This is a genomic window from Cupriavidus metallidurans CH34, from assembly GCF_000196015.1.
In the GTDB taxonomy this organism is placed as follows: Bacteria; Pseudomonadota; Gammaproteobacteria; order Burkholderiales; family Burkholderiaceae; genus Cupriavidus; species Cupriavidus metallidurans.
The window spans coordinates 1,738,318-1,765,312 of the sequence record NC_007974.2 but is presented as its reverse complement, the minus strand read 5'-3'; the positions used below and the strand labels follow the sequence as shown (position 1 = coordinate 1,765,312).

The following is a 26,995-nucleotide window of genomic DNA, read 5'->3' as shown; positions in this document are numbered from 1 at the left end:
TGCTGTCAGGCCATTTCACTGACAGCTTCGTCAGCCAGCGCGACCTCGGTCTCGTCGGTCATCGTGTTTGCCGCAATATTGCTGTCGACTTCGGAAACCAAGTCGCCCAGTCCGATGGCGACAGTGATATTCGGCGTCCAGTTCTTGCGGTCGGTGCTGACCTCGGCAAACGTGGTCACCGTCGCGGTATAGCCCTGCGCTCTGAGGTCTTCGGCTAGCCGTTGCGCGCGCGGTTCCAGCGCTGCTTGCGGATTGTCTTCGTTGATGTCGAGTACCAGTTTGGTCTCGAATTCTTCCTTGCCCTTCTGGATTGCCGTTTGCATCGCCTTGAGTTGCTTGTTCGCGAGCGCGACGAGCTTGCTGTACCTGGATTCTTCCTGGCTGGCGCGCAGTGCCTTGGCGGCGTTGATGATTTCGGTGCGGTCCACGAACATGATTGCCTTTCGAGGTGGAGGAGAGAAAGAGCAGGCGCCGCTCGGGCTCGACTGCAGGAGCCAGCTTTTCCGGGGTGCGGCGACAACTGTATAAATATACAGTGTTCGCCCGCGAACCCGCAAGGAGTAAAGGGTGAAAGTCTCTGACAGAGGAAGATCGGACGAATCGCGCTGTGGTTGATACGTCCTGACCAAAAGCGGCGCTGCTTGGAACTGTTCGAGTCCCGCACTGGTGGGAATGCGCGAGACCTCTCCTGGGTCCGGCTGAGGCTCGGTAGCTTGTAGTTGCCCGATGCAGGCCGTTGTGCAAGGTCCGCCCTAGGGGAGCAACGGGCTGCTCAGGCCCAGGCGTCACGAAGACCAAGTCGAGATGTGCTGACAGACGCCTCCATCTGGGAGGTGGACTCGACCACTTTGGCGATGTCCGCCTCGCGTGCCCCCAGGAGGATCTGTTTGGCGATGCCGCGCACGCTCAGTCCATGGGCACCACGTCCATCTTGGCCGTCAACACCTCTTGTTGCGCGACTTGCCAAACGTCGCCGACGTGGATGCGTTCAATCGGCGATATGAATTGTATTCATCGATGTGTGAGTTTTAACCATTTTACTTCATGCGCGGCTATCGCTAGCATCCGCTCCTACTGCTTGTTCGCATTCACCGGAGCCCCATGGCCATTATTCACAAGCTCGGATTGCGCCGGCGTTTAAGCAGGTTTCGCCGTTGAGCGGTGGCTTGCTGCCTTATCTCCAACGTGGCGGATTGGCAAAGCATGCTCAAAACCGTGCAGCAGGTTTGCACCATCCTTGACGGGATGGCAGCAAATGGCGAGCAACGCGCCGCCTTGGCCAAACGATCCGCGCGAGCAACGACGATGGCCTGCTGTCAATGCGCACTGTTGGCTTAGTCAACGTGCTGGCATCGGTGCACATCGGGTTTCCCGGCGCCGCGCAGATTAATCCATATGAACGCCAAAATGACACTTCCACTCCGCGTCGTAGCGGTCTCCGGTGGGCTGCAACGTCCCTCCAAGTCTGCTGCCCTGGCAGAGCACCTGTTGGACCTGATCGCCGAAGAAGTCCTGTGCGAACCGCGCCTGGTCGAAGTGGGTCAGCTCGCGCCGCAGCTTGCCGGTGCAGTCTGGCGCTCTCAACTGCCTGACACGGTGGAGCGGGAACTTGCGGCAGTCGAGCAGGCTGACGTCCTAGTGGTGGCAACACCGGTCTTCCGCGGTTCCTACACGGGGCTGTTCAAGCATTTCTTCGACTTCATTGATCAGGATGCATTGATCGACAAGCCAGTCTTGTTGGCTGCCACTGGCGGCAGCGAACGCCATGCCCTGATGATCGACCACCAGTTGCGGCCGCTGTTCAGCTTCTTCCAAGCACGTACCTTGCCGTTGGGCGTCTACGCGACCGACAAGGATTTCGTCGACTACCGTCTGCAGAACGGGGCCCTGATCCAGCGGGCCAGACTGGCGGTCCAACGTGCACTGCCGTTGGTCGAACTGACACGCCATACAAGATCCGCCAATGTTGAGGAAGTGGTCGCGGCCTGAAGCACGGGCTCAATAAGCAAGAAATAGATTCAAGTTTTCTATCAGAAACCGGGGCATCAGATGGCAATGAATAAAGCGTTTACATTTAGGATCAAGAACATTTGTTTTGATGAAAACTATCAGCCATCGGACAATACCCGCATAACAACCAATTTTGCTAATCTGGCCCGCGGAGAGAGTCGCCAGGAAAACTTGCGCAACACGCTAAGGATGATTGACAACCGTTTCAATAACCTGGCGTATTGGGATAATCCGAGTGGCGATCGTTATTCTGTCAATCTCGAGATCATTTCCGTAGAGATGGGCGTTGATACCCAAGATGATAGCGAAGTGTTTCCGTTGATTGAGATATTGGAAACCAATATCATCGACAAAAAGACCGGCGAACGCATAGACGGTATTGCGGGAAATAATTTTTCCTCTTACGTTCGCGATTACGACTTCAGTGTATTGCTGCCAGAGCACAATAACAATAAATCCACATTCAGCACGCCTGATGATTTCGGCGATTTGCACGGAAAGCTATTCAAGTGCTTTGTAAACTCAGATGTTTACAAAGAGAACTTCAATAAGCCGCCCGTCATCTGCATCAGCGCCTCAAGCAGCAAGACTTATCATCGAACCGAAAACAGGCACCCCATACTGGGCGTCGAGTATCAACAAAACGAATCCTCCTCGACAGATCAGTATTTCGAAAAGATGGGGTTGCAGGTTAGGTTTTTCATGCCTCCCAATAGTTCTGCACCATTGGCCTTCTACTTTCTCGGTGATCTGCTCCTTGATTACACCAATCTTGAGCTTATCGGCACCATCAGCACGATGGAGACATTTCAAAAAATTTATCGGCCCGAGATTTACAATGCCAATTCTTCGGCAGGGAAGGTATATCAACCTAGCTTGAAGAACCAGGATTATTCATTGACGCAAATTGTCTATGACCGGGTGGAGCGTAGTCAGCTGGCTATTAAGCAGGGAAAGTTTGCAGAAGAGCGCTTTATCAAACCATACAAGAACATTCTCGAACAATGGGCTGATAATTACGCTCTCTAATCAATCAAGAACATACGAGATCATTTGCCATGAAAAAACTACTTCCTACCTCGACTGCCGGCAGCTTGCCCAAACCTTCCTGGCTTGCGCAACCCGAGAAACTTTGGTCGCCCTGGAAGCTACAAGACGATGAGCTAATTGAGGGCAAGCAAGATGCCTTGCGTTTGTCACTGCAAGAACAGCAGCAAGCAGGCATTGATATTGTCAGTGATGGCGAGCAAACTCGTCAGCATTTTGTCACCACGTTTATTGAAAATCTAAGCGGGGTTGATTTCGAGAAACGTGAGACCGTTAGAATTCGCGACCGGTACGATGCGAGCGTGCCGACAGTCGTTGGTGCTGTGAGCCGCCAGAAGCCCGTTTTTGTTGAAGACGCCAAGTTTCTGCGTCAGCAAACCAGGCAACCCATTAAATGGGCCCTGCCGGGTCCCATGACGATGATTGATACGCTCTATGATAACCATTATAAGAGCCGCGAAAAGCTAGCCTGGGAGTTCGCTACAATTCTCAATCAAGAAGCCAGGGAACTAGAGGCCGCTGGCGTTGATATTATTCAATTTGACGAGCCTGCATTCAATGTTTTCTTTGATGAGGTGAACGATTGGGGCGTTGCCACGCTGGAAAGGGCGATTGAAGGGCTTAAATGTGAAACTGCTGTCCATATTTGTTATGGTTACGGCATCAAGGCCAATACTGACTGGAAAAAGACGCTGGGGTCTGAGTGGCGTCAGTATGAAGAATCTTTTCCCAAGCTGCAGAAATCCAGCATCGATATTGTCTCGCTGGAATGCCACAACTCTTATGTTCCAATTGACCTGATTGAACTCATTCGCGGCAAGAAGGTGATGGTAGGGGCCATTGACGTGGCAACTAATACCATTGAGACTCCAGAAGAAGTCGCTAATACCCTACGGAAGGCGCTTCGGTTCGTGGATGCCGACAAGCTCTATCCTTGCACTAACTGTGGCATGGCGCCCTTACCTCGCGGAGTGGCAAGAGGCAAGCTAAATGCTCTCAGTGCGGGCGCGGAGATCATCCGAGGGGAACTCTCGGCCTAGTGCTGAGCTAAAGCAGGAAGTGGTGCGGAGGGATTGAACCGGTAGATTGAAGGCCGTGGAATGGGCTGCTGCTGGTTCCGTTGATATCGGCCGATGTTCTATCGCGCGGAACTGACTGGTCCGCTGTTAGTTCGGCCCCTCCCTCCAAAATCCTTCCGTGGCCTGCACCCGCTGATCACGCTTGGTGCTCAGGTATCCCGCATTGGCGCGCTGGCATCGTGATACCTGCCCGGTGGCTACAAGCATTGCCAAAGCCTGTCACTGCCATCGCCATTGCGCGAGGAGCCAACTGATGAACACCACCATCGAACGCAAGCCGCTTCCGCTGCCCGGCGGTCACGACAAGGTGCTGCTGCATTCCTGCTGCGCGCCCTGCTCGGGCGAGGTCATGGAGGCCATGCTGATCGTCTGGCCACCGGCCTGACAGAAGCGCATGGAATGGTGAGCCTGCATTTCTTTCCATTCGGAGGCATCGCACAGTCTGTAAGGTGGATAGAGCAGTACCGCGCTCGCACGGAGCCCCTACGCTTTTGATTTGCACCCTTAGTGGCAGATTCAGTGCAACTCACCAAGCTGCGCGAAGCTCGGCTCCGGTTTTGAGGTGCGATCTTCGTATTGTCTGCAATCCAGGTGTGTATGTTGAGGGGTCACTCTGGCTACCCCGTCAATGCCGGATCTGACCAAATCCGCCATCGGCCCATCTTGTTGCGCTTTCCGTCGTCAAACGAAAGTCCGGTTGCACATTGACGCTTGCGAGAACGTCCCCGAACGAATCAATGGCCGTCAGTGTGCCGAACGGCTCGAATTCGTCTGGCGTGATCGCCAGCCTGACATTCACGAGCTGCGAGGCGATCTCGATGGAGACTTGCTTGTTGAGCCGTGCGTGCAGTTGCTGCTCGTGCCGGCGGATGACCTCGGATGCCGTCTTCACTAATGTCTGGTGTGCGGCTGCGTCGAGCGGCTTCGGATCGACCTTGTTTCTGCCCATTGTCCACGGGCCAACGAGGGCAGGTTCCGCGCTGCCGTCGCGGAACATCTCGACCGCCCACCCCTCGCCGTCCTCGTTCTTCACCACCTTCGCCGTCCAGCCTTTGTCTCGCCAAAGCCGGGGCTCATGGATTTGAGAGGTGTCGTCTTCCAAAAAGGCGGTGTCGTCTTGGGACATGGAATTGGTCGTCAAGGAATTGGGGGAGGCGGTCCGTCGCTGCGGGCCGGGGGCTGCTGAGTCGAGATACTGTACAAATATACAGTGTATGGTGCATCTGCCGCAAGGGGGAGAACTCGTGGAGCGACGGCCTCGGGAGGGGTGCAGTACATCAGTGCGCTTTCTTCGTACTCAATCCGAATTCCGTAGCGTCGGGGACCCAAACGCACCAGCTCGACATTCTCAACGCAACCGTCCTCTTCACCCCGCACGCAACACCAGAATGCTCCCGAGCGACCGGAGACGCACGACCTCTTCAAGCGTCAGGCCGCCGGCTTGAATGATGGCTTTCCATTCGGTCAAGGTGCGTTCGCGCCCCCGGCTGCCGACGAACATCTGCATGTCGAACGATGCGCTGGAGATGTCGGCGCCTTTTTCCGGAACAACGATCTCCAGGATTGCCGCGCGGGCGCCGCTGTTGCCGATGGCTTCGCGCAGCCGTAGTAATGCCTGCACGCAGGTAGGGTCGTCAAAGCCATGCAGGACGGCCGAGTACAGGTAGACATCCTTCGGACCTGCTGCAGGCAGGCTTTCAAACAGATCCGCAGCCTGAAATTGCAGGCGTTCGAGGCCATCCGCATGGTGCTCTGCCCAGTAGCGTTGGGCTTCCTCGATGACCTGGGGCCGATCCACGATCAGTGCCGTCAACCTGGGATGGCGTCGCAGGATCGCCAGCGACTTGGTGCCCCGTGATCCGCCAACGTCGATGATGCGGTCGAACCGGGCCCAATCCAGATCCGTGGCAAAGCCGTCGCCAGCCAGTGCCTCGACGCTGTTCATGGCTTCCGAGAAAAGCTGGTCGAAATCGGCGTGATGGTCCAGGTAATCAAACAGGTCCTCGCCGTGGCTGAGTTGAAACGGCGGCGTGCCACTGCGGATGCCGGCCTCCAGTTGCTCGAACCATGGGCGGCTCATGGTTTCCGAGTTGTGCATCAGGATCATGGCCCGGACGCTTTGGGGATCGTCACTCACCAGGCACCGGGAGAGCTTGTTGTTGCGGAAGACCATGGGGGCCGTTTCCTCGAAGATGCCCATGGCTGCAAGCAATCGCATCAGGCGTCCGAGCGCATCTTCATTGGCGCCGACCCGGCTGGCCAGCGCAGATGCCGTCAGGGTTGCCGTTCCCAGGACAGTCGCCAGGTCCAGCTTCGCCGCCACGTAGAGCGCTTTCGATTGCCAGTAGGCCGAGCCGATCTGCACCAGCCGGAAAGGTGCTGGCGTCATTCTCTCAGTGATCGATTGAAGCCAGGCGCCGAACCTCATGGCCTTGGCGAATCGGCGCACGGCACCTGCGTTCATCTGGAACGTCATGCTCATTCTCCTTGGCGAATTGGGCAATGCGGTGGGTCGTGACGTGGTGATAGTCGTCGGCGAGGACGCCATCCAGCGCGGCCTTGATCAAGCGGATGCGGACGGATTCTGTAGCGTTCTGATCTTTCACGGCCGGCTCGGGCGATTCTGACAAAGGTAGGTTATCAGCCGCAAAGGTGCGAGCAGAAGCGCTTTCGTCAATCATTTCCGGGGAGATGATCGATATCGCGGTGGGCACCGACCTCGGGGTCGGACGTGACCTCCACGTTGATCGGGGCTTCCAGATGCGTGATGTCGAGCCGGCGGGCGGTCACGTCGGTGGCTACCAGTTGGGCAGGGCTTGCGATGTGCCCGATTGCAAAGGTCGAAGAGGTAGCGGATGCTTGCGTCTGCGCCTGAAAAGGTGGAACAGGAAACAAGGGGTAAACAATGTCAGAAATCACGATTCGCGATGCCACGCCGGACGACATGGAAGCGGTTTGCGCGATCTATAACGATGCGGTGGCGAACACCACGGCGATCTGGAACGACGTGCTGGTCGACGTGGACAATCGCAAGGACTGGCTGGCCGCGCGCCGCAAGGCGGGCTTTCCGGTGCTGGTCGCGCAGGACGAGGCGGGGGCCGTGGTGGGCTACGCGTCGTTCGGCGACTGGCGTGCTTTCGATGGCTATCGCCATACGGTGGAGCATTCGGTCTATATCCGGAACGACCAGCGGGGCCGGGGCATTGCCGGGCTGATGATGAAGGCGCTTATCGAGCGCGCGCGCGACCTGAACAAGCACATCATGGTGGGCGCCATCGAGGCTGGAAATGCCAGTTCGATCCGCCTGCACGAGAAGCTTGGCTTCGAGCAGGTCGGCCTGATGAAGGAGGTTGGCATGAAGTTCGGCAAGTGGCTCGACCTGGTATTCATGCAGCTCAATATCGATCATCGCAGCACCCCGGACGTCGCCCAGCGGTAATCCCGCAGGCTCGGATCGAACACAACCGTGAAACGGGGATCCGTTCAATTCTCGCCGGTGCTGACGATTGCCATTGCGCAGCTGTTCGGCACGTCACTCTGGTTCAGCGCCAACAGTGCCGCCGACGACCTCGTTCGGACGTGGGGGCTGACGGCAGCCAATATCGGCACGCTGACGGCGGCGGTCCAGGCCGGGTTCATTCTCGGCACCATGGCTTTCGCCTTGCTGGGGCTCGCCGACAGGTTCTCCGCGAGCCGGATCTTCGGTCTGGCGGCCCTGCTCGGGGCAGGGTTCAACGCGTGGTTCGCCTGCCTGTCCGGTGATTTCTCTGCCGCCATCGCGCTTCGGTTCGCGGTAGGGGTGTGCCTGGCGGGAATCTATCCGATCGGCATGAAGCTGGTCATCAGTTGGGCGCCGGACAGGGCGGGCGCGGCGCTGGCATTGCTGGTGGGAATGCTGACGCTGGGGACCGCGCTGCCACACGGCTTGCGTATCGCGGCTGCCCAGTGGCCCTGGCAGTACGTCATGGCGGGCTCGTCGGTGCTGGCCTGTGCGGCGGCGGTGCTGGTGCTCTGCCTGGGCAATGGGCCGCATCTGCCGGTGCGCCGGCATGGTGCGCCAAGTCCCGGCAATCCGCTGCGGGCCTTTCGCGATCGCCGGTTCAGAGCGGTGGCGGTGGGCTACTTCGGGCATATGTGGGAGCTCTACGCGTTCTGGACGGTATTGCCGATGCTTGTCGCCCGCTCGTCGCTGCAGTCCGTTTTCGGTGGACTCAGTACTTCCACGCTGGCATTCGCGATCATCGGCATCGGCGCCCTTGGTTGTATCGCGGGTGGCCTGCTGACCCGCTGGGTGGATAGCGCCGGCGTGGCGCTGGGCGCGCTGGCGATCTCCGGCGCCTGCTGCCTGCTCTTGCCATTCGCCGCCGATGCGCTCTCGCCGGGTTGGCTGCTGTTCTTCTTCCTGGTCTGGGGGGCGACCGTCATTGCGGACTCGCCACAGTTCTCGGCCCTGGCGGCCAGGGCCTGCCCGCCAACGTTGGTTGGGGGCGCGCTTGCCATTCAGAACTCGATCGGCTTCGCGCTGACCGTGGTGTCCATTGCGCTGGCGTCCACTTACCTCGGCGAACTGGGGTTGAAGACGTCCTGGATTCTGCTGCCGGGCCCGATACTGGGCATTCTGGGCTTCCTGCTGCTTCGTCGCCGCCCGGCGTGAATGGAAACCCACCCATGCGGCGGGATCAAGGGCGGACACCTGAGCGCGGTGCGACCACGTTTTCTTACCTACACTTATTTCGAGCAGCCGCCGTGTGCTGTCACGGGCACTCCAAGGCGCCGTGCTGCTAGCCGTTCCGGTCGCAGGACCAGAGCGAATCACCATCGCAGTCTTGCCGCGTGGATACGACGATGCTGGCCGCTTCAGGTCATCAGGGCTCCGAGGGCAACGACCGAACCTTGCTGTACTTTGGTTGGCTGACCCTGTTCATCTATCTGGCGACGCCGGCTGGCGCGCTCGTCGATATCCAGACGTCGTATGTCCTCAAGAACGAGTTGCACGCGACGGCAACGCAGATCTCCACATTTCGGCTAGTGACGGGCATCCCCGTCTATGTGGCGTTCGTTTTCGGACTGGCGCGGGACCAATGGAACCCGCTCGGGTTACGGGATCGCGGCTACTTCCTGATATTCGCGCCGATGACCGCGCTGGCCTGCGTCTGGATGGCGTATTCGGGGTTCTCGTACACCGGGCTGCTGGCCGGGACCCTGATGGCCATGCTGGCATTCCGGTTCGTCGCGGCCGCCTATCAGGGGCTGATCGCCCTGGTCGGCCAGGAAAAGCTCATGTCCGGCCGCCTGAGCGCGCTGTGGAACGTGATCGGGTCTGTTCCGGTCGTGGCGGGCGCCTTTGCTTCCGGCTATGTTTCCGACCATCTGGCGGCGGCGGAAGCGTTCTTCCTGGTGGCGATTGTCAATCTGCTGATCGTCGCGCTAGCGCTCTGGAAACCCCCGTCGGTCTTCGGCCAGATCTATGACAGGCCCCTGGCCCGTGCCACCGATTTCGTCGGGAACGTCAGGCGGCTGGTCAGACACAAGGCCGTCTATCCGGCAGTGCTGATCTGCTTTCTGTGGAACTTCGCCCCGGGCTCGGCCACGCCGCTGCAGTTCTACCTGACCAACGAATTGCACGCGTCGGACTCCGTTTACTCGTACTACAACGGCATCTTCGCTGCCGCATTTGTGCCGACGTTCCTGCTTTATGGCTATCTGTGCAAGCGGGTGGCGCTGAACAGGCTGCTGTGGTGGGGCACGATCATCGCCGTGCCGCAGATGGTCCCGCTGGCGTTCATCCATTCCGCCGACCTTGCGCTGGTGCTGGCCGCGCCAATCGGGCTGATGGGCGGCATCGCCACGGCAGCCTATCTCGACCTCGCGATGCGGTCGTGCCCGCCGGGCCTGCAAGGCACTCTGATGATGCTGGTGGATGGGGTCCTCGCGCTCTCGGGCCGCGCTGGCGATCTGCTGGGCTCCTGGATCTACAATAGCGTGCCCTCGCACGGATTCACCTATTGCGTGATTGCCACCACCGCCGTGTATGGGCTGATCCTGGCCGTGATCCCGCTGGCGCCGAAGGCGCTGATTGCCACCCGGGATGGCGAGCCAGCCTTGACGGCGCAAGCCGAGGCCTTGAACGAGAGTCGGGAGAGTCTATGAACATTACCGTTGAAACCACTGTTGCAGCGCCTGTCGGAAAGGTGTGGCGAGCCTATACGACGCCGGAAGACATCAAGCAATGGAATGCCGCGTCCGACGACTGGCACACCACGGCCGCCACGGTTGACTTGCGGGAGGGGGGTGCCTTCTCTTCGCGGATGGAGGCCAAGGACGGCAGTATGGGTTTCGATTTCGCCGGTACCTACACGAAGGTCGTGGAAAACAAGCGGATCGAATACGCGTTCGGGGACCGGACTGCCAAGGTCGAGTTCCTCGAGGCACCCCAGGGGGTCACGGTGCGGGTGAGCTTCGTCGCCGAGACGGAGTACCCGGTCGAGCAGCAGCAACAAGGCTGGCAGGCCATCCTGAACAACTTCAAGCGCCACGTGGAATCGCATTGAGATGCGTCTGCAACGCCGTTGGCGTTGCTCCACGGACCTGGCACCTGCATTGACGCCCGCTTTTGCGGGCGTTTTTCCTGGGCCTCGGAAGTTCTATGCTTGAGGTACGGGATGGACTGGGCGTATTGCCCGGCCAGACTCGGGCCACGACGACCAGCACGTCTGCAGTCACGGCCCAGGAAGCAGGGCGGTGACGATATGAACCGGTTCTACGCAATGGTTGCGGTGTGCGGCCTCATGGCCGCCTGCGTATCGACTGGTATCGATGTCAAGCCCGAGCAGATGCAGAGCTTCATCCTGGGCTTCTCCACCCTCGACGACGTGACCGGGCAACTCGGCAATCCAACCTCGCAGGCGACGACCAGCGACGGGGCGATCGTGCTGGTCTACGCGTATGCGACCTCGAAGCCGCATCCGGAGAGCTTTCTTCCCTTTATCGGTCCGCTGTTCGCCGGCGGCGACATCCTGTCGTCGACGGTGCTGTTTGAGTTCGATCAGAACGGCGTACTCCGGAGCGAGCGCAGGACGACTTCCAGCGGCGCCACGGGCCTGACCGTCCTGCCGCATTGAGTCAGGTGTGAACCGGGCGATTCGGTCGCCCGCTCGCCCGGCATGTGCGTCATGCGAAGCAGGACTACACTGAAGCGCATTCGGTGGGTTGATGCCTTGGGAGAGGGGATGGAACCGTTCGTTTATCAGGCCACGCCGTCGCGGGTGGTCTTCGGCGCGGGCCGGTTGGAGGCGTTGCCCGAGGAGGTGCTGCGGCTAGGCGCGCGGCGGGCTCTGGTGCTGACCACGCCCGGGCATCGGGCACTCGGCGAGCGGGTGGCCGCGTTGCTGGGGGAGTGCTCCGCGGGCGTTTACAGCGAGGCGGTGATGCATGTGCCGGTGGAGGTGGCTCACGCCGCACGCGATGAGGCCGCGCGGCTGGGTGCTGACTGCTACGTGGCGGTTGGCGGTGGGTCCACCATCGGGCTTGGCAAGGCCATCGCCCTCGTTTCGGGGCAACCCATCATCGCGGTACCGACCACCTACGCGGGATCGGAGGTAACACCGATCTACGGCCTGACCGAAGGACGCCTGAAACAGACCGGCCGCGACCCGCGCGTGCTGCCGCGCACGGTCCTCTACGATCCCGAACTGACGCTGACGTTGCCGGTGGAGATTTCCGCCGCCTCTGGCATGAATGCGATGGCGCACGCGGTGGAGGCGATATACGCCGAGGACGCGAACCCGATCATCAGCCTGATGGCCGAGGCGTCGATCCGCGCGCTGGCCGGGGCCTTGCCCACCGTGGTGCGGCGGCCGGACGATATCGACGCCCGTGGCGACGCGCTGTACGGCGCGTGGCTGGCGGGTGCCTGCCTTGGCTCGGTTGGCATGGCGATCCATCACAAGCTATGCCACACGCTGGGCGGGACCTTCAACCTGCCCCATGCGCAGACCCATGCCATCTTGCTACCGCATACCGCGCACTACAACCACGCCGCCGCGCCACTTGCGCTGGCACGCGTGGCGCGGGCGCTGGGTGGCGAACGCGCGCAGGATACCGGCCCGCTGCTGTTCCGGCTGAACCAGACGCTGGGTATCGCCACGGCGTTGTCGGCCATCGGTATGCCCGAGGATGGGTTGGACGAGGCGGCCACGCTGGCCTGCGCCAATCCCTACTACAACCCGAGGCTGGTCGAGCGCGAGCCGATCCGGGCGTTGCTGGAACGCGCCTGGCGCGGCGAGAGCCCGGCCTGAGAGCGATCGGCGCACGGCAACCATCACAAAGGAGAGACACCATGGAGGCAACGCCCCACGCAGCCGCCGAAGCCGCGCTGACCGAGCAGGTCGTCGCGCGCTTCGCCGACACGCCCGACCCTCGCCTGCGCGCGCTGATGCAAGGGCTGGTGCGCCACCTGCACGCCTATGTGCGCGAGTGCGAGCCGACGGAAGCGGAGTGGTTCGCCGCCATCCAGTTCCTGACCGATACCGGCAAGATGTGCGACGGGCTGGTCCGCCAGGAATTCATCCTGCTGTCGGACACGCTGGGTGTGTCGATGCTGGTCGATGCGATCAACCACCGGCAGTCCACGGGCGCTACCGAAACCACCGTATTCGGCCCGTTCTACATCGCCGGGATGCCCGACCGTTCGGCAGGCGAGAACATGGCCCTCACGCCAGGCACGCCGGCGCTGGTTCATGGTCGCGTGTTTTCCGCCGATGGCACGCCGCTGCGTGGCGCGGTGCTCGACATCTGGCAGACCGCGGAGAACGGCATGTACTCGGGCCAGGACACTGCGCAGCCTACGGGCAACCTGCGTGGCCGTTATCGCACCGACGACGAGGGTGACTACGCCATCCGCACCATCGTGCCGGTGAGCTATCCGATTCCGACCGACGGGCCGGTCGGCCAGATGCTCACGTCTACCAGACGGCATCCGTGGCGGCCGGCACACCTGCATTTCATGATCGATGCGTCGGGCCATCGCCGGCTGGTCACGCATCTGTTCAACCAGGGCGATCCGTATCTGGACTCGGACGCGGTGTTCGGCGTCAAGCCATCGCTGCAGGTGGCCTACGAGGAGCGGCCCGCCGACCATCCGCTGGCGCGGCGCTTCGGCTTTGATGGGCCGTTTCGTGAAGCACGCTACGACTTCGTGCTCGATCCGGTCCCCAAGGCAGGGGACTGAGGGCTGAGGCTGGCGTCCTTACTCCAGCTTCACGCCCGCGTCACGCACCACCTTGTTCCATCGCACCAGTTCGGCGTCGATGTGCGCGCCCAAGGCGGCCGGCGTGGACCCCACCGGCTCGTAACCATTGGCGGCGAGTTGCGAGCGGAGTTCCGGCTGGGTCAGCACGGCGGCAATCTCGCTGCTGAGTTTGTCGACGACGGCGCGCGGGGTGCCGGCCGGGGCCAGGATGGCATACCAGCCATTGATGTCGAAGCCGGGCACGCCAGCCTCGGCCAGCGTCGGCACATCGGGCGCCATCGCCGCGCGTTTGGCGCTGGTCACGGCCAGCGCGGTCATGCGTCCGGCGCGGATCTGCGGCATCGAGGTCGAGATGCTGTCGAACGTAAGCTGAATATCGCCGGCAAGCATGGCGTTGACCACCTGGGCGCTACCCTTGTATGGCACGTGGGTCATCTTGACACCCGCCATCGAATCGAACAGTTCGCCCGCCAGATGCCCGGTGTTGCCGTTGCCGGCGGAGCCGAAGGTAATGGTGCCGGGCGCGGCCTTGGCGGCGGCGATCAGTTCGGGCACGTTGCGCGCCTTGAGCGACGGGCTGCCGGCCAGGATCAACGGCAGGTTGGCCACCAGCGAGACCGGTGCGAAGTCCTTGCGCGTGTCGTACGGCAGCTTGGGATACAGGCTCGGATTGATCGCGTGCGCGGCCAGCACCATGATCAGCGTGTAGCCGTCGGGTTTGCTGCGGGCCAGCGCCTGCGTGGCGATCGTGCCGCCCGCGCCGGGACGATAGTCTAGGACGATGGGCTGGCCCAGCCGCTCCTGAAGCTTGGCGCCGAGCGGGCGGGCAAGCAGGTCGGCGCTGCCGCCGGGCGGGTAGGGAATGAGCAACTGAATCGGGCGGGATGGCCACGCATCCGCTGCGTGAGCGCCAAGCGGCAGGGCGGCAATGGCGGCGGTGGCTAGCAGCACGCGTAGCGCGATGCGGGCGGTCAGGCTCATCTTTCCGGTTGTCATCCTGGTCATGCTTGTCCCCTTTTTTGTTCTGGTGGTGATCCTGCCCGATCCGTCGACGCTTTCAGCGTCCTGCCCTTAGCACGCGGCAGTCGGCCGCCAGCGTGAGTGGTGCGGCCGATAGCGCCTGCACCGTTTCGAACGACACGCCCTCGACCAGGCCGGTCACCAGCAATGGCTTGCCGGGCCGAACGTCGATCACGGCCAGGTCGGTATAAATGCGGTCAACTACGCCGATGCCCGTCAACGGATAGCTGCAGCGTTCGACGATCTTCGGTTGTCCGTCGCGCGTCACGTGTTCCATCATCACGAACAGCCTGGCCGCGCCCACTACCAGGTCCATCGCGCCGCCCACCGCAGGAATCGCATCGGGCTCGCCGGTTGACCAGTTGGCCAGATCGCCATTGGCCGCGACCTGGAATCCGCCCAGCACAGTGATATCGATATGCCCGCCGCGCATCATGGTGAACGACACCGCGTGGTCCGAGATCGACGCGCCGGCGATCAGGCTGATCGGCTCCTTGCTGGCGTTGATCAGGTCCGGGTCGGTCTCGCCTTCGCGGATAACCGGACCCATGCCGAGAATGCCGTTCTCGCTGTGCAGCACGATCTCGCGGTCGTCGGGCAACTGGTCGGATACGAGCGTGGGCATCCCGATGCCGAGATTGACGACGCTGCCATCGGGAATGTCATGGGCGACGATGCGCGCCATCTGGGCGCGGCTCAGTCGCGGCAGCGTGCCGAGGCGGGGCAGGGTGTCATGCATGGCTGTCTCCCGATGTTGCCAGGACCACTGTCTGGACGAAGATTCCCGGCGTCATCACGTGTTGCGGCGTCATCTCGCCCAGCGGGACGATCTCGTCGACCTGCACGATGGTGTGCCGCGCGGCAGTGCACATCACCGGCCCGAAATTGCGACCTGCATAGCGGTAGGTCAGATTGCCCCAGCGATCGGCACGGTGCGCCTTGATCAGCGCGAAGTCGCCGTGCAGCGGTTGTTCCAGCACGTAGCCGGTGCCATCGATAACGCGGCTTTCCTTGCCTTCGGCCAGCGCGGTGCCATACGCCGTGGGTGTGAAGAACGGCCCGAGCCCGGCGCCCGCGGCGCGCATCCGCTCCACCAGCGTGCCCTGCGGCACGCACTCGAGCGCGACCTTGCCGGCGCGATACGCATCAATGAACGCCTCGGCATTGTTCGAACGCGGGTGCGAGCAGATGACCTTGCGCACGCGGCCCGCGCGGATCAGCGCGGCAATGCCGGCATCGCCGTTGCCGGCGTTGTTGTTGACGATGGTGAGGTCGCGCGCGCCGTGGGCCAGCAAGGCATCGAGCAGTTCGTCGGGAATGCCCGAGCCGCCGAAGCCGCTGACCAGCACCGTGGCGCCGTCGCCAATGCCCGCCACCGCGGCGGCGAGCGAGGGCGCGATCTTGTCGATCATGAGAACTCCTTTACCGATGAGACTGGGATACGGTGATGCGGTTACTGCTGCGGAATACCCGTGTCCTTGACGACCCGCGCCCAGCGCTGGCGCTCCTGTTCGATGAACTGGCCGAAGTGCTCGGGCGTGTCGCCGCCCGCCTGTCCGCCAAGTTCAGCCAGTCGCGACTTGATCTGCGGTTCGGCCAGCGCCGTTGCCGCAGCCTTGTACAGTTGCGCGATCACCGCCGGTGGTGTGCCGGCGCGTGCCACCAGGCCGAACCACGCCGTCACCTGGAAATCGTCGAAGCCGGCTTCCTTCATCGTCGGCACGTCAGGTAGCTCGGCCACCCGCGTCCCGCTGGTCACGGCCAGCGCGCGCAGCTTGCCAGCCTGGATCTGCGGCAACGAACTGGGCAGGTTGTCGACCATCATGGTCACCTGGCCCGCCACCAGATCGGCCACGGCAGGCGCCGCGCCTTTGTAGGGCACGTGGATGATGTCGATGCCTGCGCGCTTCTTGAATAGCTCGCCCGACAGGTGCACCGACTGGCCCGAGCCCGACGACCCGAACGACAGCTTGCCCGGCTCGGACTTCGCCAGCGCCACCAGTTCCGCGACGTTGCGCGCGGGCACCTTGGCATTGACCACCAGCACGTTTGGCACGGAGACCACCATCGTGATCGGCGCGAAATCCTGGGGTTTGTAGGGCAACTGGCGATACAGCGCGTAGTTGATCGCGTTCGGCCCGATGTTACCCATCATCAGCGTGTAGCCGTCGGCCGGCGCCAGGAGCAGCGCTTGCGAGCCGATGATGCCGGCGCCGCCGGCACGGTTGTCCACCACCACCGGCTGGCCCAGGATCTCGCTCATACGCTTGCCTACCAGGCGGGCCGCGATATCGGTGGTGCCGCCCGCGGCGGCCGGCACGATCAACCGGATCGGCCGCTCAGGCCAGGCGGCCTGCGCGGTACCGGCCATGCCGAATGACAATGCGGATGCCGCAACCCATGCGGCGGCCAGACGCGCCCCGCCCATCTTGATGGTCATGCCTGTCTCCTTGTCCGGCGCTCGCGCACATGGCTGGGCTGACGGTGCCGTTCAGTTTCTTGTCGTTCTGTGTCGATGCGCGGAAGCGCGGATCGCGCCCTAAGATAGGCCGCTGCCCAGAGCAATGGAATTCACGATTCACAAAACGGGCCTTCGGGATCGCGGAAGGGGTGTCGTCCCGCGGGTCTCCGAGGGGCGTCTGATGATGTACTGCGTGGTACATTGACGCGCTGCGGTACGGCGTTCCATGCCGGGGCCGCGTCAACCAAGAGCCCAGCGAATGCCGAAAGCCAAAACCACCGCCGCGGACCGCTCATCCAGCGAGCAAGCCGTTCAACTGCTGGATGCCGCCACAGAACACGTGCTGGCTCACGGTCTGGGAGACCTGTCTCTGCGCAATGTCGCGGATGCGCTGGGCACCAGCCATCGAATGCTGATCTACTACTTTGGCTCTGCCGATGGCTTCTGGCAGGCGCTGCTGTTTCGCGTGCGACATACCGAGCAGCAGGCGCGCATGCGCGCGTTCTCGGGCGGCATGGATACCGGCGCGGCGATGGAAGCCGCATGGGACCGCTATTCCGCGCCGGGCTATCTGCCAGTGATGCAGTTGCTGTTCGAGATCTACGGCAGGGCGATCCGCGATCGCGATCGCTTCAGCGGTTTCCTGGAGGACGTCGTCGGTAGCTGGACTTCGATGCTGGCCGAGCGTCTGCAGCAAAGCATGAACATTAGCGAGGAAGAGGCCCGACTCTACGCGCGGGTAGAAGTCGCCACGATGCGAGGGCTGCTACTGGACCTGATCACGACCGGGGACCGCAAGGGCACCACTGCCGCGCTCAAGTACTTCGCGAGCAAGATGGCGACGCCTGGCAAGGGGCGGAAGGGCGCATAGCGGGCGCCCATCGGAGATTCCTGCGGCGAGTGTCTGTCAAATCACGATGTCCCCATCGTCGCCAGTGCTTACGGCATGACACCGTCTGGCACATCCCCCGTGACACTTTCATCCGAATCGCCCAGCCTTACCACCACACCATCACTTGCGTTTGAAATCGGCCCCAACACCACCGTGACCTCCGCATATCCCTGCGCCAGGTTGGCCTGAATGGCCGTCTTGGAGAAGTCGTAGTCACGCGACGATGGCTCGTCGGATCGGCGAGTGAAGACGGGATCGCGGAAGCTCGTGACATCGCCGGCTGCCCAGACGTTCGGCACATTCGTCTGCAGCAACTCGTCTACGGCAACGTCGCCTTTCTCGAGCGCGATCCCGCTACCCTTGAGGAAGCGCGTTGCCGGGTCTACTCCCGCGCACACGACAACCACATCACACGGCGGCCTCCTGCCTGAGCGCGTTTCGACTTCCGGCGCCTTGCGTTGCCCATGCAGGGCCACTACCACGCACCAACCCGATCCAATGCCCACGTTTTCACGTAAACCCCAATTTCCGGCATGCATGTACCACATGGTACATTCCTCGCCATCGCAACCGATCGTGGCGGCGAGAGAACTCATCGGGAAGCAACATGGATCTGCGAAAACTAATGGGAAGGATGGCCAGCATGGCTGTGGCGATGGTGCTGCCACTGATCGGACAGGCACAGACATTTCCGACGAAACCCGTCCGGCTGGTGGTGCCGCAGGCCGGCGGCACGGGGAATGACGTACTGGCGCGCGCGCTGGCCGAGAAGCTCGGCCAGGCGTGGAAGCAACCGGTGGTCGTGGAGAACAAGCCGGGCGCGAATGGGACGCTGGCGATTTCATACGTACTGGGGCAGCCGGCCGATGGATACACGCTGTTCTTCGCGGGTGTTTCCAACCTCAGCTTCAACCCGTACCTCTATCCCAAGCTCCCCTACCAGCCGGCCAAGGACCTGACGGGCGTGGCGATGCTGGCGAACTCGCCATTCGTGTTCGTGGCATCGCCGTCGCTGCATGTTCAGACCTTGCAGGACTTCGTGCGCCTTGCCAAGGCGCGACCCGGCGAGATCAGCTTCGCGTCGGGCGGTATCGGCAACTCCACGCATCTGGCGATGGAGCTGGTGGCGGAGCGCACTGGCATCACGATGCAGCATGTGCCGTTCAATGGCACGGGCGGCTCGACGAGCCTGATGAACGGGCAGACGCCGGTGATGATGAACGTGGTGGCCGGCGTGCAACCGTTTATCGCGGGCAAGAAGCTGGTGCCGCTGGCGGTCACTGGCGATCGGCGACTGGCGGCCTTGCCCTCGGTGCCTACCTTCAAGGAACTCGGCTATGACGTGCAGGTGCCGGGTTGGTATGCCATCGTCGCCCGCGCCGGCACGCCGCCAGCGGTGGTGCAGCAGATCAATGCCGATATCAACCACATCCAGGACGATCCGCAGTTCAAGGAGAAGCTGGGCTTCCAGTTCCTCGATGCGATCAAGGGCCCGCCTTCGGAGGTGGAGCGCTACATGAAGCGCGACGCCGATGCCTGGGGGCCCGTCATCCGCCGTCTCAACATTTCTCTCTGATTACCCTGACCGCTCTGATAAGAAGACCATGCCACATCTGACCAAAGCCGTGCATGACTATCGCCTGGCCGCGATGCATCGCCTGATGGACCGCCTGCGCGTGGATGCGCTGGTATTCGGCTCGCCGGACTTTTTCCAGTACGCGACCAATTTCCAGCTCGACGTGTGGCCATGGGAGCGTCCCGTGTTCGTCGTTGTGCCGCGCAACGGCGAGACGTTCGCCGTGATGAACGAGCTATCGACCAACCACATGCGGTTTGCCACGGAGAAGGGCACGGTATGGCTCTCGGACGTGACGTACTACGCCGAGCACCCCCGTGTGGCCAACCGGCTGGCGCTGCCGTCGCAGTTGCCTGAAGTCGTGGCCGCATTGCTGGCCGCGAAAGGCCTCGGGATGTCGCGCATCGCCGTCGACGTTCAGCATCCGATCCTGACCGGCGCGCAGCGCTATCTTCCCGAGATGACGTTGCGTCCGGCAATGGCCGAGATGCGCAGCCTGCGCTGGGTCAAGCACGCCGAGGAACTGCAGATCATGCGTGACCTCGCGGCCTTGACGGACTGGGTTCAGGACCGCTACCGAGAGAACATTCGTCCCGGCCGGCTGGTGCAGGAGCTCGATCACGCCATGGCGGCGTTGATGGTGGAAGAGGCTGCGCGACGTTTCGCGGGAGAGGACTTCGAGATCATGAAATGCTGGACGCTCACGGGGGCTGCTTCGGCGTCCCCGCATGGCGACGGCGCAGCGTGCGGCTCGCGCATCGCGAAGGGCGACACCATCGTCAACCTTGTATTGCCGAGATTGAACGGCCTTTACGTGGAGAACGAGCGCACATGGTTCTGCGGTCAGCCCAGCGATGAGCAGGCCAGGTTCTACAGCGTTGCGGCGCGGGCCACGGATGCCGCCGTGGCTGCGGCGGTGGTGGGGCGGCGTGTCTGCGACATGGATGCTGCCGCGCAGGCGGTGATCGAAAGCGCGGGGTGTGGCGATTACGTGTTCCACCGGACGGGCCATGCCGTGGGCCTGATGCTGCACGAGTATCCCGAGGATATGGCGTTCAACACCCGGCCGCTGCTCGCTGGCGAAGTCTATTCGTCCGAGCCGGGACTGTATGTGTACGGCCTGGGTGGCTTCCGTCTGGACGATACCGTCGTCGTTGGCGAGGTGCCGGAAGTCATCGTCAAAACGCCGAAGACGCTGAGCTACGCCACCGTGAGCCTGTAACGAGCGTGGGCGCTGGCCGGGCGGCCCGGTCAGTGCCCTTCTGCACGCGATGCCGACCGCGGTTACACTACGCACCTTCAACCCATCACCGAGGTATTCGTCCCATGCGCCATTGATGCCGCCGTCTGCATGACGGCTAGTCTCCACTGGTTCCCCACGAGCAGGGGGAGGTACTGGCATCTCTGGAATACGCATGACGAATCCTTACATCGCGCTGGAAGGCGTGTCTTTTGTCCTGCCGGACGGCAGAACACTTTTCTCCGATCTCGACGAGCAGTTTGACCAGCAGCCCACCGGTCTGGTCGGGCGCAATGGCGCTGGCAAGACCGTGCTGGCGCGGATTCTGGCCGGGCAGTTGCAGCCGGCCACGGGGCGTTGTGTGCGCTCTGGCAGCGTGTGCTACCTGGCCCAGCAGGTGACGCCCGCCGCGGAGGCTTGCGTGGCCTCTCTGGCAGGCGTGCAGGATGCGCTTGACGCGCTCGCGCGTATCGAAGCCGGCAGCATCGCCACTGAGGACTTCAATGTACTGGGTGACCGATGGGATATCGGTCAGCGGCTGCGGCAGGAACTGGAGCGCAACGGTCTCGGTCATCTGGACGCGGCGACACCAGCCCGCGCACTGAGTGGCGGCGAAGCGATGCGCGTCGCGCTGATTGGCGCATGGTTGTCGGAGGCTGACTTCCTGATCCTGGACGAGCCGAGCAACCACCTGGACCGGGCCGGCCGGCAGGCGTTGATCGAGCAGCTGCGACGTTGGCCGCGCGGGCTGATCGTCGTCAGTCACGACCGGCAGTTGCTGGCGTCGATGGCGCGTATCGCCGAGCTTTCCGCGCTGGGGCTGCGCAGCTATGGTGGCGATTACTCGTTCTATGCCAGCAGCAAGGCCCACGACCGGCGCAATGCGCTCGATCAGCTCGAGCAGAGCAAGCGCGAACGCAAGCGCAAGGAGCAGGCCATGCGCGAGCAGACCGATCGGCAGGCCCGGCGCAAGGCGCGCGGCGACCGGCACGGCCAGGACGGCAATCAGGCAAAGATCCTGCTCGATCGGCAGAAGGCGCGTAGCGAGACGTCAGCGGGCAAGCTGCGCCAGCAACAGGTCGCGGCCCGGGAGCAACTCGACGAACGTGTGCGGGCGGCGGCGCGACAGGTGGAAATCGACGCGCCAATCGTTTTCGCTGCGACGCCAGTGGGCGCTGGCACGCAGCGTTTGGCCGAACTGGATGCCGTAGCGTTGCCATTCGTGCCGGCCGCCACGCGCGATATCAGCCTGACGCTGACCCGGCAACAACGCGTGGGCGTCATCGGGCCGAACGGATGTGGCAAGTCCACGCTGCTCAAGGTGCTGGCCGGCCAACTACAGCCATTGGCAGGCACATTCAAGGTTGCGGCGGCTTGCGTCTATCTCGACCAGCGGCTGGCCGATCTGGACCCGGCGCTCACGGTGCTCGAACACATGCAGATCGCCAATCGCATTGCGCCAGAAGCCGACCTGCGCACGCGACTGGCGCAACTTGGTCTGGACACACGCAAGATCATGGCGCCAAGTGGCGCGCTCAGCGGCGGAGAGCGCCTGAAGGCGGCGCTGGCCTGCGTGCTCTACGCCGATCCCGCGCCGCAACTGCTGTTGCTGGACGAGCCCGGCAATCACCTCGATCTTCCTTCGCTGGAATCGCTGGAAAGCATGCTGCGCGGTTACCAGGGCACCCTGATCGTCGTGTCGCACGACGATGGGTTCATGGAAAACCTCGGCCTGACGGATCGTCTGCTGGCAACCGGCCAAGGTTGGCGTCTCGAGCCCTGGTGAGGTAGGTGGCATTGGGGATGGGCGGCCATGACGCCTGCCCATCGCCTGCACCGTGAAGGCACCGTGCCTTAGCGCCGGTCCACGTCGAGCACCGCCTGCGCGAACGCGGCGGGCGCTTCCTGCGGCAGGTTATGGCCGATCCCGCCGGTCACGTTGCGGTGTTCGTACCGTCCCGTGAACTTGCTGGCATAGGCGCTTGGCTCGGGATGCGGCGCACCGTTGGCGTCGCCTTCCATGGTGATGGTGGGCACGCTGATGGTGGGCGCGGTGGCGAGCCGTTTCTCGATATCGTCGAACCGGGCTTCTCCGGTGGCCAGCCCTTGCCGCCAGCGATAGTTGTGCACCGTGATGTCGACATGGTCGGGGTTGTCGAACGCGGCGGCGCTGCGTTCGAACGTGGCGTCATCGAAATCCCACTTCGGTGATGCCAGTTTCCAGATGAGCTTGGCGAACTGGTGGGTGTACTTCTGATAGCCGGCGCGGCCACGGTCCGTGGCGAAGTAGAACTGGTACCACCACTGAAGCTCGGCCTCGGGCGGCAGGGGCACCTTGCCGCCGGCCTGGCTGCCGATCAGGTAGCCGCTGACCGATACCAGTCCCCGGCAGCGGTCTGGCCACAGCGCGGCCATGATGTCGGCGGTGCGCGCGCCCCAGTCGAAGCCGGCCACCACGGCGTTCTGGATGCCGAGCGCATCCAGCAGCGCGATCATGTCGGCGGCAATCGCCGAGGGCTGACCATTTCGCATGGTGTCGGAGGACAGAAAGCTGGTGGTGCCGTAGCCGCGCAGGTAGGGCATGATCACGCGATAGCCCCGTGCCGCCAGTAGCGGTGCCACGTCGACGAAGCTGTAGATGTCGTACGGCCAGCCATGCAGCAACAGCGCGACGGGCCCGTTGGTCGGGCCAGCCTCCGCATAGCCGACGTTCAACACGCCGGCTTTGATCTGCTTGATCGGCGCAAAGCTCGTATGAGTGCCCGGCCGGGGCAGTGGCTGGGGCAGTGGCGTTGCCTTCGACTGGCTGGTCTGGGCCCGGGCCGTCTGCGCCCCCCCGAATTGCGCCGCGGCCAGCGTCGCCGCCACAACTCCCATAAAGCCCCGTCGAGGCAAATTGACGATCTCCGGCATCTCCTGCTCCTGTGTGTGTGATCAACCTGTGCATGACTCTACGTGGCGCAAGTAACCGGCATGTAGCGGCGCGCGGGGGGATTTGTATCGCAATGTATATGCCCCGGGGATTCCGGACAGACCGATACACGCCTGCACCAGCGACGGCGGCCACGGCGTCCACGGCGGGCCGACCGGGGGAGATGGGCAAAACGGTCGCACTTGTCATCGTCAATCTTGGTGATGCGCCCCCGGCCGTTGCCACGTACGCTCGCCGGCACAAAACAAGACAACAGCCGGAAGGGAAGATCGAGCCATGACAAAGACCAGGAGATTCGCCGCAGCCACGCTATACGGCTTCCTTGCCGTGACCATCGCCGCGTGCGGGGGCGGCGGCGACGCAGCGGGGACGGGCAGCGCCACCGACGCCACGCCCGCCGCATCGTGCACGGCTGCCAAGCCGCAGTGCACGGTATCGAGCTCTCCCGCGACTTCGGCGGACAACCCGGTGCCGGCGGGGACGAACGTTGTGTTGACCGCGAAATGCGATACCTCCGTGACGCAGGCGGACTGGTTCACGAACGCCAAGACCTTCGCGAGTGGCATGAACGTCACGGTGAATCCCAGCGCGACCACCAGCTATGGCTTCGCCTACAAGAATTGCGCCGGTGGCGACGCGACGGGCCTGTGGGTGTATGTCGGCAGTGGGTCGAGCAGTGGGTCGAGCAGTGGAGGCAGTGCGGGAACGTCGACCGGCACGGGCGGAAGCGCCACGGTCGACAGCGGCGCTTCCGGGTCTGGCGGCCTCAAGTACGGTGTCAGTGCCATGAACTGCGTGCGGATGGGCCACAACGCATCGGGCAGCACGACGATCACCAATACGTGCGGCGGGACGATTTCCTATACGTTCTGCAACCTCTACGCCGCTCCGGACGGAGACACAGGCTCGCTGTTCGCGTGCAAGGGCCAGCGCGCCACCTTTAGCCCGAGCGGCTACGTCTATGGGCAGGGCGCCGATAGCCTGGGCGCCGGTAACACCCAGGTCATCCTGGGGACCCGCGTCAACAATCAGGTCACGTGGGTCATCGCCTGCGCAACGGGGCTGCCCTACATCACGAATTTCGACACGAGCACCATCGGCCCGAACTCGAAGGCCACGGGGATCTGCGTGCTCTGAGTCGGATCGAGAGTGTTTTTTCAATACAGACAGCACGGAAGGGGAAATATGAAGCTCACGCCCATTGCGCTTTGCATCGCGGTGCTTGCCTTGTCGGCATGCGGTGGTGGTGGTGGCGATTCTTCAACGGGGGGGACCACGACCACGACCACGCCACCGGGCACCACCGCGCCCACCAAGCAGGTCGTCAGCGGCGTTGCGGCGACCGGCGCGGCGATGCAAGGCGCCACGGTGACGCTGACGGACGCCGCGGGCAAGTCGGCAAGCTGCCCGGCCGACGCCACCACTGGCTCGTTCCAGTGCGATGTGACCGGCCTGACCGCACCGTTCGTGCTGGCCGCCATGGGCAACGTAGCCGACTCGCAGGCCACGCTGATCAGCCTGAGCGCCACGGCTGGCACCCAGACGATCAACATCACGCCGCTCACCAACGCGATTGCGGCGACGATCATCGGCGACAACCCGACCAAGTTGCTGGCCGATACCAGTCTCCTGCAGTCCAAGGTCACGGCATCGTCGATCAGCACCACGGTGAAGGCGTACTCGGATGCGCTGGCCGCTCTGCTGGCCGCCACCGGCAACACCGGCGTGGATCTGATCTCCGGTCCGCTGACGGCCGGTGCGCCCGGGCTGGACCGTCTGCTCGATCAGGTGAAGGTCAACGTGCTCCCCAATGGCGGCGTGCAACTGACATCGGTGGCGGGCGCCTCGAGCGATACGCCGACGATGCTCCAGCTTGCGCCCGGTGTTGCTCCGACGGCGGCTGACACGGCAAGCCTGCCAAGCGTGGCCACGATTGGCGGCGCACCGGTTTCGAGCCTGCCCAGCGCCAGCGATCTTGCCGGGCTGCAGGCGGGGTTTAACCAGTGCTTCGCGGCGTCGACGACAGCTTCTGCCCGGTTGAGCGGAAGCGTGGCCGCCTGTGCGCAGATCATCGTCGACGATGTCACGCCGGGCGCGCTGATGGCGGGTGTGCCCAGCAGCTACCTTAGCAACGGCGCGAATGCCGAGCAGGACCTGGGCTCCAGTATCGTTGGGGACGACGGCATGACTGGCGCTGTCTTCAGCTTGCCGGAGATCATCCGGGTCCAGGCGGCCGACAAGGTCTGGATCAAGGTGTCCTGGACACGTGCCGACGGCATCCGCGATGGCATGCAGCAGATCGCGCAGATCGCGTTGCAGCCGTCGGCTCGGACGACCAGCGACAATGGCTGGCGTCTGGTCGGCAACCAGCGTCACGTGCTGAGCAAGGTCACCGGCAATGCGCAGCGCTGGGACTGGTTGAACACCGTCAAGGCGACCACCGGCACCAATGCCTTCGTCAGTTCGCTGAGTTTGCAGGTAGGTATCACGGACGACCAGAATGTACCCGTCGATTTTGCCGTGGTGACAGGCCCGGGGCTGCGTGAAGGGGTGCTGCTCAAGCCGAGCACCGGTGCGTGCGATACGCTCAATATCCACGCGCAGCTTGCGCCGGGTGACATGCAAGGTGTGGACGCCAGCGCGATTCCGGGCAAGTATTCGAGCAAGCTGAACAGCTGCCGCAACAGCTACCGTCTGGCCGGCGTTGCCCAGGATCCGGCCGCCCAGGCGCAGTTCAAATGGCCGGGCAGCAACGCCGCGTTTTCGAATCCGCAGTTGAGCGCCACGGAACTCGCGAACGTGGTGCCGTTCGGTGTCTACACCTTCGCGATCTACCAGAAAGGCAATGCGGCGGCGCCGGCCTACACCTACGCGGTGCGTTTGCGCACACCGCCGCCGTCGCCGGATACGCTGCGCCAGTATGCGTGGCAGGACGTCAGCAAGACCGCGCGTGATGCCCTGACGCCCGGCTCGGGATCGGAGTTCGCTGGCGGGGCAACATTCCCGATGAGCTGGACCTCTGCATCGGGTGTGCCGTTCGTGAAAAAGACCAACGTGCAGATTCGATCAACCATCGGTGGCGCCCCGCAGGTATTCGTAAGCGGCAATGCGCGTGCCAAGCCGGCGGCCGCGAATACGGTGGTCAACGTGTTGGTGCCGGGCGATCAGGGGGCCGCGTTTCCGGCGGTTGCCGGGGCGACTGGCACGAGCGATATGTCGTTCGCGAACCTTAGCTGGTCTGACACGTTCGATCTGAGTTTCAGTACCAGCGTGGAGTACGACCACTAAGTACGACCACTAAGTACGACCACTAAGTACGACCACCAGGCCGATCCCGGCGCGCCAGTCGCCGGCCAAGGACCCCGCGTCTCGCAGTCGAGGCGCGGGGTTTCTTGCGTCGGCAGTCCGGGCATTTCCATGCCCGGCTTTACCCCACGCGAGGAGCGAATACCAATTGCCCGGCATTTGCGATAATGCTGGCAATTGTC

Annotated in this window: 27 protein-coding genes and 2 pseudogenes; 18 read left to right on the top strand and 11 right to left on the bottom strand. The window is 62.9% G+C overall.

Annotated elements, in window-relative coordinates:
- Window positions 1–5: 5 nt before the first annotated feature.
- Window positions 6–434, bottom strand: a complete 429-nt coding sequence (locus RMET_RS26000) for a hypothetical protein (RefSeq protein WP_011519485.1) — start codon at window positions 432–434, stop codon at window positions 6–8.
- Window positions 435–1,407: 973 nt separating this feature from the next.
- On the opposite strand from RMET_RS26000, the gene msuE reads away from it, so the two are divergent.
- From msuE to RMET_RS34610, 5 genes and pseudogenes are all read left to right on the top strand, one after another.
- A complete protein-coding gene (msuE, locus tag RMET_RS25995) occupies window positions 1,408–1,989 on the top strand; it encodes an FMN reductase (RefSeq protein WP_029306532.1) in 582 nt (193 codons plus the stop codon).
- Window positions 1,990–2,055: 66 nt separating this feature from the next.
- A complete protein-coding gene (locus tag RMET_RS25990; protein ID WP_029310080.1) occupies window positions 2,056–3,039 on the top strand; it encodes a DUF1852 domain-containing protein in 984 nt (327 codons plus the stop codon).
- 29 nt (window positions 3,040–3,068) lie between these two features.
- Window positions 3,069–4,097 (top strand): methionine synthase, encoded by a 1,029-nt coding sequence (locus RMET_RS25985; protein WP_011519482.1) that lies wholly within the window; start codon window positions 3,069–3,071, stop codon window positions 4,095–4,097.
- A gap of 292 nt (window positions 4,098–4,389) precedes the next feature.
- Window positions 4,390–4,500: pseudogene (locus tag RMET_RS34400) on the top strand (epoxyqueuosine reductase QueH); the annotation flags it as partial.
- Window positions 4,500–4,631 (top strand): annotated as a pseudogene (locus RMET_RS34610) (5,10-methylenetetrahydrofolate reductase); the annotation flags it as partial. The pseudogenes RMET_RS34400 and RMET_RS34610, both read left to right, overlap by 1 nt.
- Window positions 4,632–4,761: 130 nt before the next feature.
- Here RMET_RS34610 and RMET_RS25980 read toward each other — a convergent pair.
- From RMET_RS25980 to RMET_RS32910, 4 genes are all read right to left on the bottom strand, one after another.
- Window positions 4,762–5,262: a hypothetical protein gene (locus tag RMET_RS25980; protein WP_011519481.1), complete on the bottom strand. Its 501-nt coding sequence runs from the start codon at window positions 5,260–5,262 to the stop codon at window positions 4,762–4,764.
- Window positions 5,263–5,502: 240 nt separating this feature from the next.
- The gene (locus RMET_RS25975; protein WP_011519480.1) at window positions 5,503–6,612 is read right to left on the bottom strand and encodes a methyltransferase; all 1,110 of its coding nucleotides are present in this window, start codon (window positions 6,610–6,612) and stop codon (window positions 5,503–5,505) included.
- Window positions 6,530–6,817 (bottom strand): hypothetical protein, encoded by a 288-nt coding sequence (locus RMET_RS34030; RefSeq protein WP_152567199.1) that lies wholly within the window; start codon window positions 6,815–6,817, stop codon window positions 6,530–6,532. The genes RMET_RS25975 and RMET_RS34030 overlap by 83 nt, the downstream gene beginning before the upstream one ends.
- On the bottom strand, window positions 6,810–7,055 hold the full coding sequence (locus tag RMET_RS32910; protein ID WP_152560254.1) for a hypothetical protein: 246 nt from the start codon (window positions 7,053–7,055) through the stop codon (window positions 6,810–6,812). The genes RMET_RS34030 and RMET_RS32910 overlap by 8 nt, the downstream gene beginning before the upstream one ends.
- On the opposite strand from RMET_RS32910, the gene RMET_RS25970 reads away from it, so the two are divergent.
- The 7 genes from RMET_RS25970 (at window position 7,042) to RMET_RS25940 (ending at window position 13,365) form a co-directional block, all read left to right on the top strand.
- Window positions 7,042–7,575 (top strand): GNAT family N-acetyltransferase, encoded by a 534-nt coding sequence (locus RMET_RS25970; RefSeq protein ID WP_029310081.1) that lies wholly within the window; start codon window positions 7,042–7,044, stop codon window positions 7,573–7,575. The two genes, RMET_RS32910 and RMET_RS25970, sit on opposite strands and share 14 nt — an antisense overlap.
- Before the next feature lie 27 nt (window positions 7,576–7,602).
- The gene (locus RMET_RS25965) at window positions 7,603–8,790 is read left to right on the top strand and encodes an MFS transporter (protein WP_011519478.1); all 1,188 of its coding nucleotides are present in this window, start codon (window positions 7,603–7,605) and stop codon (window positions 8,788–8,790) included.
- Between the two features lie 191 nt (window positions 8,791–8,981).
- Window positions 8,982–10,286: an MFS transporter gene (locus RMET_RS25960; RefSeq protein ID WP_008652000.1), complete on the top strand. Its 1,305-nt coding sequence runs from the start codon at window positions 8,982–8,984 to the stop codon at window positions 10,284–10,286.
- Window positions 10,283–10,687: an SRPBCC family protein gene (locus tag RMET_RS25955; RefSeq protein WP_011519477.1), complete on the top strand. Its 405-nt coding sequence runs from the start codon at window positions 10,283–10,285 to the stop codon at window positions 10,685–10,687. Before RMET_RS25960 ends, RMET_RS25955 begins: the two co-directional genes overlap by 4 nt.
- A gap of 198 nt (window positions 10,688–10,885) precedes the next feature.
- Window positions 10,886–11,257 carry an META domain-containing protein gene (locus RMET_RS25950; RefSeq protein WP_008651998.1) on the top strand — a complete coding sequence of 124 codons (372 nt, stop codon included), beginning with the start codon at window positions 10,886–10,888 and terminating at the stop codon, window positions 11,255–11,257.
- A gap of 108 nt (window positions 11,258–11,365) precedes the next feature.
- Window positions 11,366–12,433, top strand: a complete 1,068-nt coding sequence (locus tag RMET_RS25945) for a maleylacetate reductase (RefSeq protein WP_011519475.1) — start codon at window positions 11,366–11,368, stop codon at window positions 12,431–12,433.
- A gap of 41 nt (window positions 12,434–12,474) precedes the next feature.
- Window positions 12,475–13,365 (top strand): intradiol ring-cleavage dioxygenase, encoded by an 891-nt coding sequence (locus RMET_RS25940; protein WP_011519474.1) that lies wholly within the window; start codon window positions 12,475–12,477, stop codon window positions 13,363–13,365.
- 18 nt (window positions 13,366–13,383) lie between these two features.
- Here the strand turns inward: RMET_RS25940 and RMET_RS25935 are convergent, their stop codons facing one another.
- From RMET_RS25935 to RMET_RS25920, 4 genes are read right to left on the bottom strand one after another with little or no spacing between them, the layout of a single operon-like run.
- Complete coding sequence (locus RMET_RS25935; protein WP_011519473.1) at window positions 13,384–14,391, bottom strand: tripartite tricarboxylate transporter substrate binding protein; 1,008 nt, start codon at window positions 14,389–14,391, stop codon at window positions 13,384–13,386.
- 52 nt (window positions 14,392–14,443) lie between these two features.
- Window positions 14,444–15,145: a 3-oxoacid CoA-transferase subunit B gene (locus tag RMET_RS25930; RefSeq protein WP_011519472.1), complete on the bottom strand. Its 702-nt coding sequence runs from the start codon at window positions 15,143–15,145 to the stop codon at window positions 14,444–14,446.
- Window positions 15,138–15,818, bottom strand: a complete 681-nt coding sequence (locus RMET_RS25925) for a 3-oxoacid CoA-transferase subunit A (RefSeq protein WP_011519471.1) — start codon at window positions 15,816–15,818, stop codon at window positions 15,138–15,140. The genes RMET_RS25930 and RMET_RS25925 overlap by 8 nt, the downstream gene beginning before the upstream one ends.
- 41 nt (window positions 15,819–15,859) lie before the next feature.
- Window positions 15,860–16,846 (bottom strand): Bug family tripartite tricarboxylate transporter substrate binding protein, encoded by a 987-nt coding sequence (locus RMET_RS25920; RefSeq protein WP_011519470.1) that lies wholly within the window; start codon window positions 16,844–16,846, stop codon window positions 15,860–15,862.
- A gap of 280 nt (window positions 16,847–17,126) precedes the next feature.
- Between RMET_RS25920 and RMET_RS25915 the strand changes: the two genes are divergently transcribed.
- On the top strand, window positions 17,127–17,738 hold the full coding sequence (locus RMET_RS25915) for a TetR/AcrR family transcriptional regulator (RefSeq protein WP_017512283.1): 612 nt from the start codon (window positions 17,127–17,129) through the stop codon (window positions 17,736–17,738).
- Between the two features lie 68 nt (window positions 17,739–17,806).
- Here the strand turns inward: RMET_RS25915 and RMET_RS25910 are convergent, their stop codons facing one another.
- A complete protein-coding gene (locus RMET_RS25910; protein WP_029310083.1) occupies window positions 17,807–18,307 on the bottom strand; it encodes an FAD-dependent oxidoreductase in 501 nt (166 codons plus the stop codon).
- Window positions 18,308–18,402: 95 nt separating this feature from the next.
- On the opposite strand from RMET_RS25910, the gene RMET_RS25905 reads away from it, so the two are divergent.
- The 3 genes from RMET_RS25905 (at window position 18,403) to RMET_RS25895 (ending at window position 22,361) form a co-directional block, all read left to right on the top strand.
- Window positions 18,403–19,335, top strand: coding sequence for a Bug family tripartite tricarboxylate transporter substrate binding protein (locus RMET_RS25905; RefSeq protein WP_223277367.1), 933 nt, complete (start codon window positions 18,403–18,405; stop codon window positions 19,333–19,335).
- Window positions 19,336–19,363: 28 nt separating this feature from the next.
- Window positions 19,364–20,557, top strand: coding sequence for a M24 family metallopeptidase (locus RMET_RS25900; RefSeq protein WP_011519466.1), 1,194 nt, complete (start codon window positions 19,364–19,366; stop codon window positions 20,555–20,557).
- Window positions 20,558–20,750: 193 nt separating this feature from the next.
- On the top strand, window positions 20,751–22,361 hold the full coding sequence (locus RMET_RS25895) for an ABC-F family ATP-binding cassette domain-containing protein (RefSeq protein ID WP_011519465.1): 1,611 nt from the start codon (window positions 20,751–20,753) through the stop codon (window positions 22,359–22,361).
- A gap of 68 nt (window positions 22,362–22,429) precedes the next feature.
- Here the strand turns inward: RMET_RS25895 and RMET_RS25890 are convergent, their stop codons facing one another.
- A complete protein-coding gene (locus tag RMET_RS25890) occupies window positions 22,430–23,488 on the bottom strand; it encodes an alpha/beta fold hydrolase (RefSeq protein WP_011519464.1) in 1,059 nt (352 codons plus the stop codon).
- 295 nt (window positions 23,489–23,783) lie between these two features.
- Here RMET_RS25890 and RMET_RS25885 point away from each other — a divergent pair, with 295 nt between their 5' ends.
- Both RMET_RS25885 and RMET_RS25880 read left to right on the top strand, forming a co-directional pair.
- Window positions 23,784–24,644 (top strand): hypothetical protein, encoded by an 861-nt coding sequence (locus RMET_RS25885; RefSeq protein ID WP_011519463.1) that lies wholly within the window; start codon window positions 23,784–23,786, stop codon window positions 24,642–24,644.
- 48 nt (window positions 24,645–24,692) lie between these two features.
- Entirely contained in the window at window positions 24,693–26,795 is a 2,103-nt protein-coding gene (locus tag RMET_RS25880) for a hypothetical protein (protein WP_011519462.1), read from the top strand.
- The last annotated feature ends 200 nt before the right edge of the window (window positions 26,796–26,995 follow it).

Coding starts and splice junctions, on each gene's coding strand:
- RMET_RS25975 (WP_011519480.1), bottom strand. CDS start 6,612: ATGACGTTCCAGATGAACGCAGGTGCCGTGCGCCGATTCGCCAAGGCC.
- RMET_RS25890 (WP_011519464.1), bottom strand. CDS start 23,488: ATGCCGGAGATCGTCAATTTGCCTCGACGGGGCTTTATGGGAGTTGTG.
- RMET_RS25915 (WP_017512283.1), top strand. CDS start 17,127: ATGCCGAAAGCCAAAACCACCGCCGCGGACCGCTCATCCAGCGAGCAA.
- RMET_RS25895 (WP_011519465.1), top strand. CDS start 20,751: ATGACGAATCCTTACATCGCGCTGGAAGGCGTGTCTTTTGTCCTGCCG.
- RMET_RS25925 (WP_011519471.1), bottom strand. CDS start 15,818: ATGATCGACAAGATCGCGCCCTCGCTCGCCGCCGCGGTGGCGGGCATT.
- RMET_RS25945 (WP_011519475.1), top strand. CDS start 11,366: ATGGAACCGTTCGTTTATCAGGCCACGCCGTCGCGGGTGGTCTTCGGC.
- RMET_RS26000 (WP_011519485.1), bottom strand. CDS start 434: ATGTTCGTGGACCGCACCGAAATCATCAACGCCGCCAAGGCACTGCGC.
- RMET_RS25960 (WP_008652000.1), top strand. CDS start 8,982: ATGCTGGCCGCTTCAGGTCATCAGGGCTCCGAGGGCAACGACCGAACC.
- msuE (WP_029306532.1), top strand. CDS start 1,408: ATGACACTTCCACTCCGCGTCGTAGCGGTCTCCGGTGGGCTGCAACGT.
- RMET_RS25880 (WP_011519462.1), top strand. CDS start 24,693: ATGAAGCTCACGCCCATTGCGCTTTGCATCGCGGTGCTTGCCTTGTCG.
- RMET_RS25920 (WP_011519470.1), bottom strand. CDS start 16,846: ATGACCATCAAGATGGGCGGGGCGCGTCTGGCCGCCGCATGGGTTGCG.
- RMET_RS25970 (WP_029310081.1), top strand. CDS start 7,042: ATGTCAGAAATCACGATTCGCGATGCCACGCCGGACGACATGGAAGCG.
- RMET_RS25980 (WP_011519481.1), bottom strand. CDS start 5,262: ATGTCCCAAGACGACACCGCCTTTTTGGAAGACGACACCTCTCAAATC.
- RMET_RS25940 (WP_011519474.1), top strand. CDS start 12,475: ATGGAGGCAACGCCCCACGCAGCCGCCGAAGCCGCGCTGACCGAGCAG.
- RMET_RS25905 (WP_223277367.1), top strand. CDS start 18,403: ATGGCTGTGGCGATGGTGCTGCCACTGATCGGACAGGCACAGACATTT.
- RMET_RS25930 (WP_011519472.1), bottom strand. CDS start 15,145: ATGCATGACACCCTGCCCCGCCTCGGCACGCTGCCGCGACTGAGCCGC.
- RMET_RS34030 (WP_152567199.1), bottom strand. CDS start 6,817: ATGATTGACGAAAGCGCTTCTGCTCGCACCTTTGCGGCTGATAACCTA.
- RMET_RS25955 (WP_011519477.1), top strand. CDS start 10,283: ATGAACATTACCGTTGAAACCACTGTTGCAGCGCCTGTCGGAAAGGTG.
- RMET_RS25935 (WP_011519473.1), bottom strand. CDS start 14,391: ATGACCAGGATGACAACCGGAAAGATGAGCCTGACCGCCCGCATCGCG.
- RMET_RS25885 (WP_011519463.1), top strand. CDS start 23,784: ATGACAAAGACCAGGAGATTCGCCGCAGCCACGCTATACGGCTTCCTT.
- RMET_RS25985 (WP_011519482.1), top strand. CDS start 3,069: ATGAAAAAACTACTTCCTACCTCGACTGCCGGCAGCTTGCCCAAACCT.
- RMET_RS25990 (WP_029310080.1), top strand. CDS start 2,056: ATGAATAAAGCGTTTACATTTAGGATCAAGAACATTTGTTTTGATGAA.
- RMET_RS25910 (WP_029310083.1), bottom strand. CDS start 18,307: ATGTGGTACATGCATGCCGGAAATTGGGGTTTACGTGAAAACGTGGGC.
- RMET_RS25950 (WP_008651998.1), top strand. CDS start 10,886: ATGAACCGGTTCTACGCAATGGTTGCGGTGTGCGGCCTCATGGCCGCC.
- RMET_RS25900 (WP_011519466.1), top strand. CDS start 19,364: ATGCCACATCTGACCAAAGCCGTGCATGACTATCGCCTGGCCGCGATG.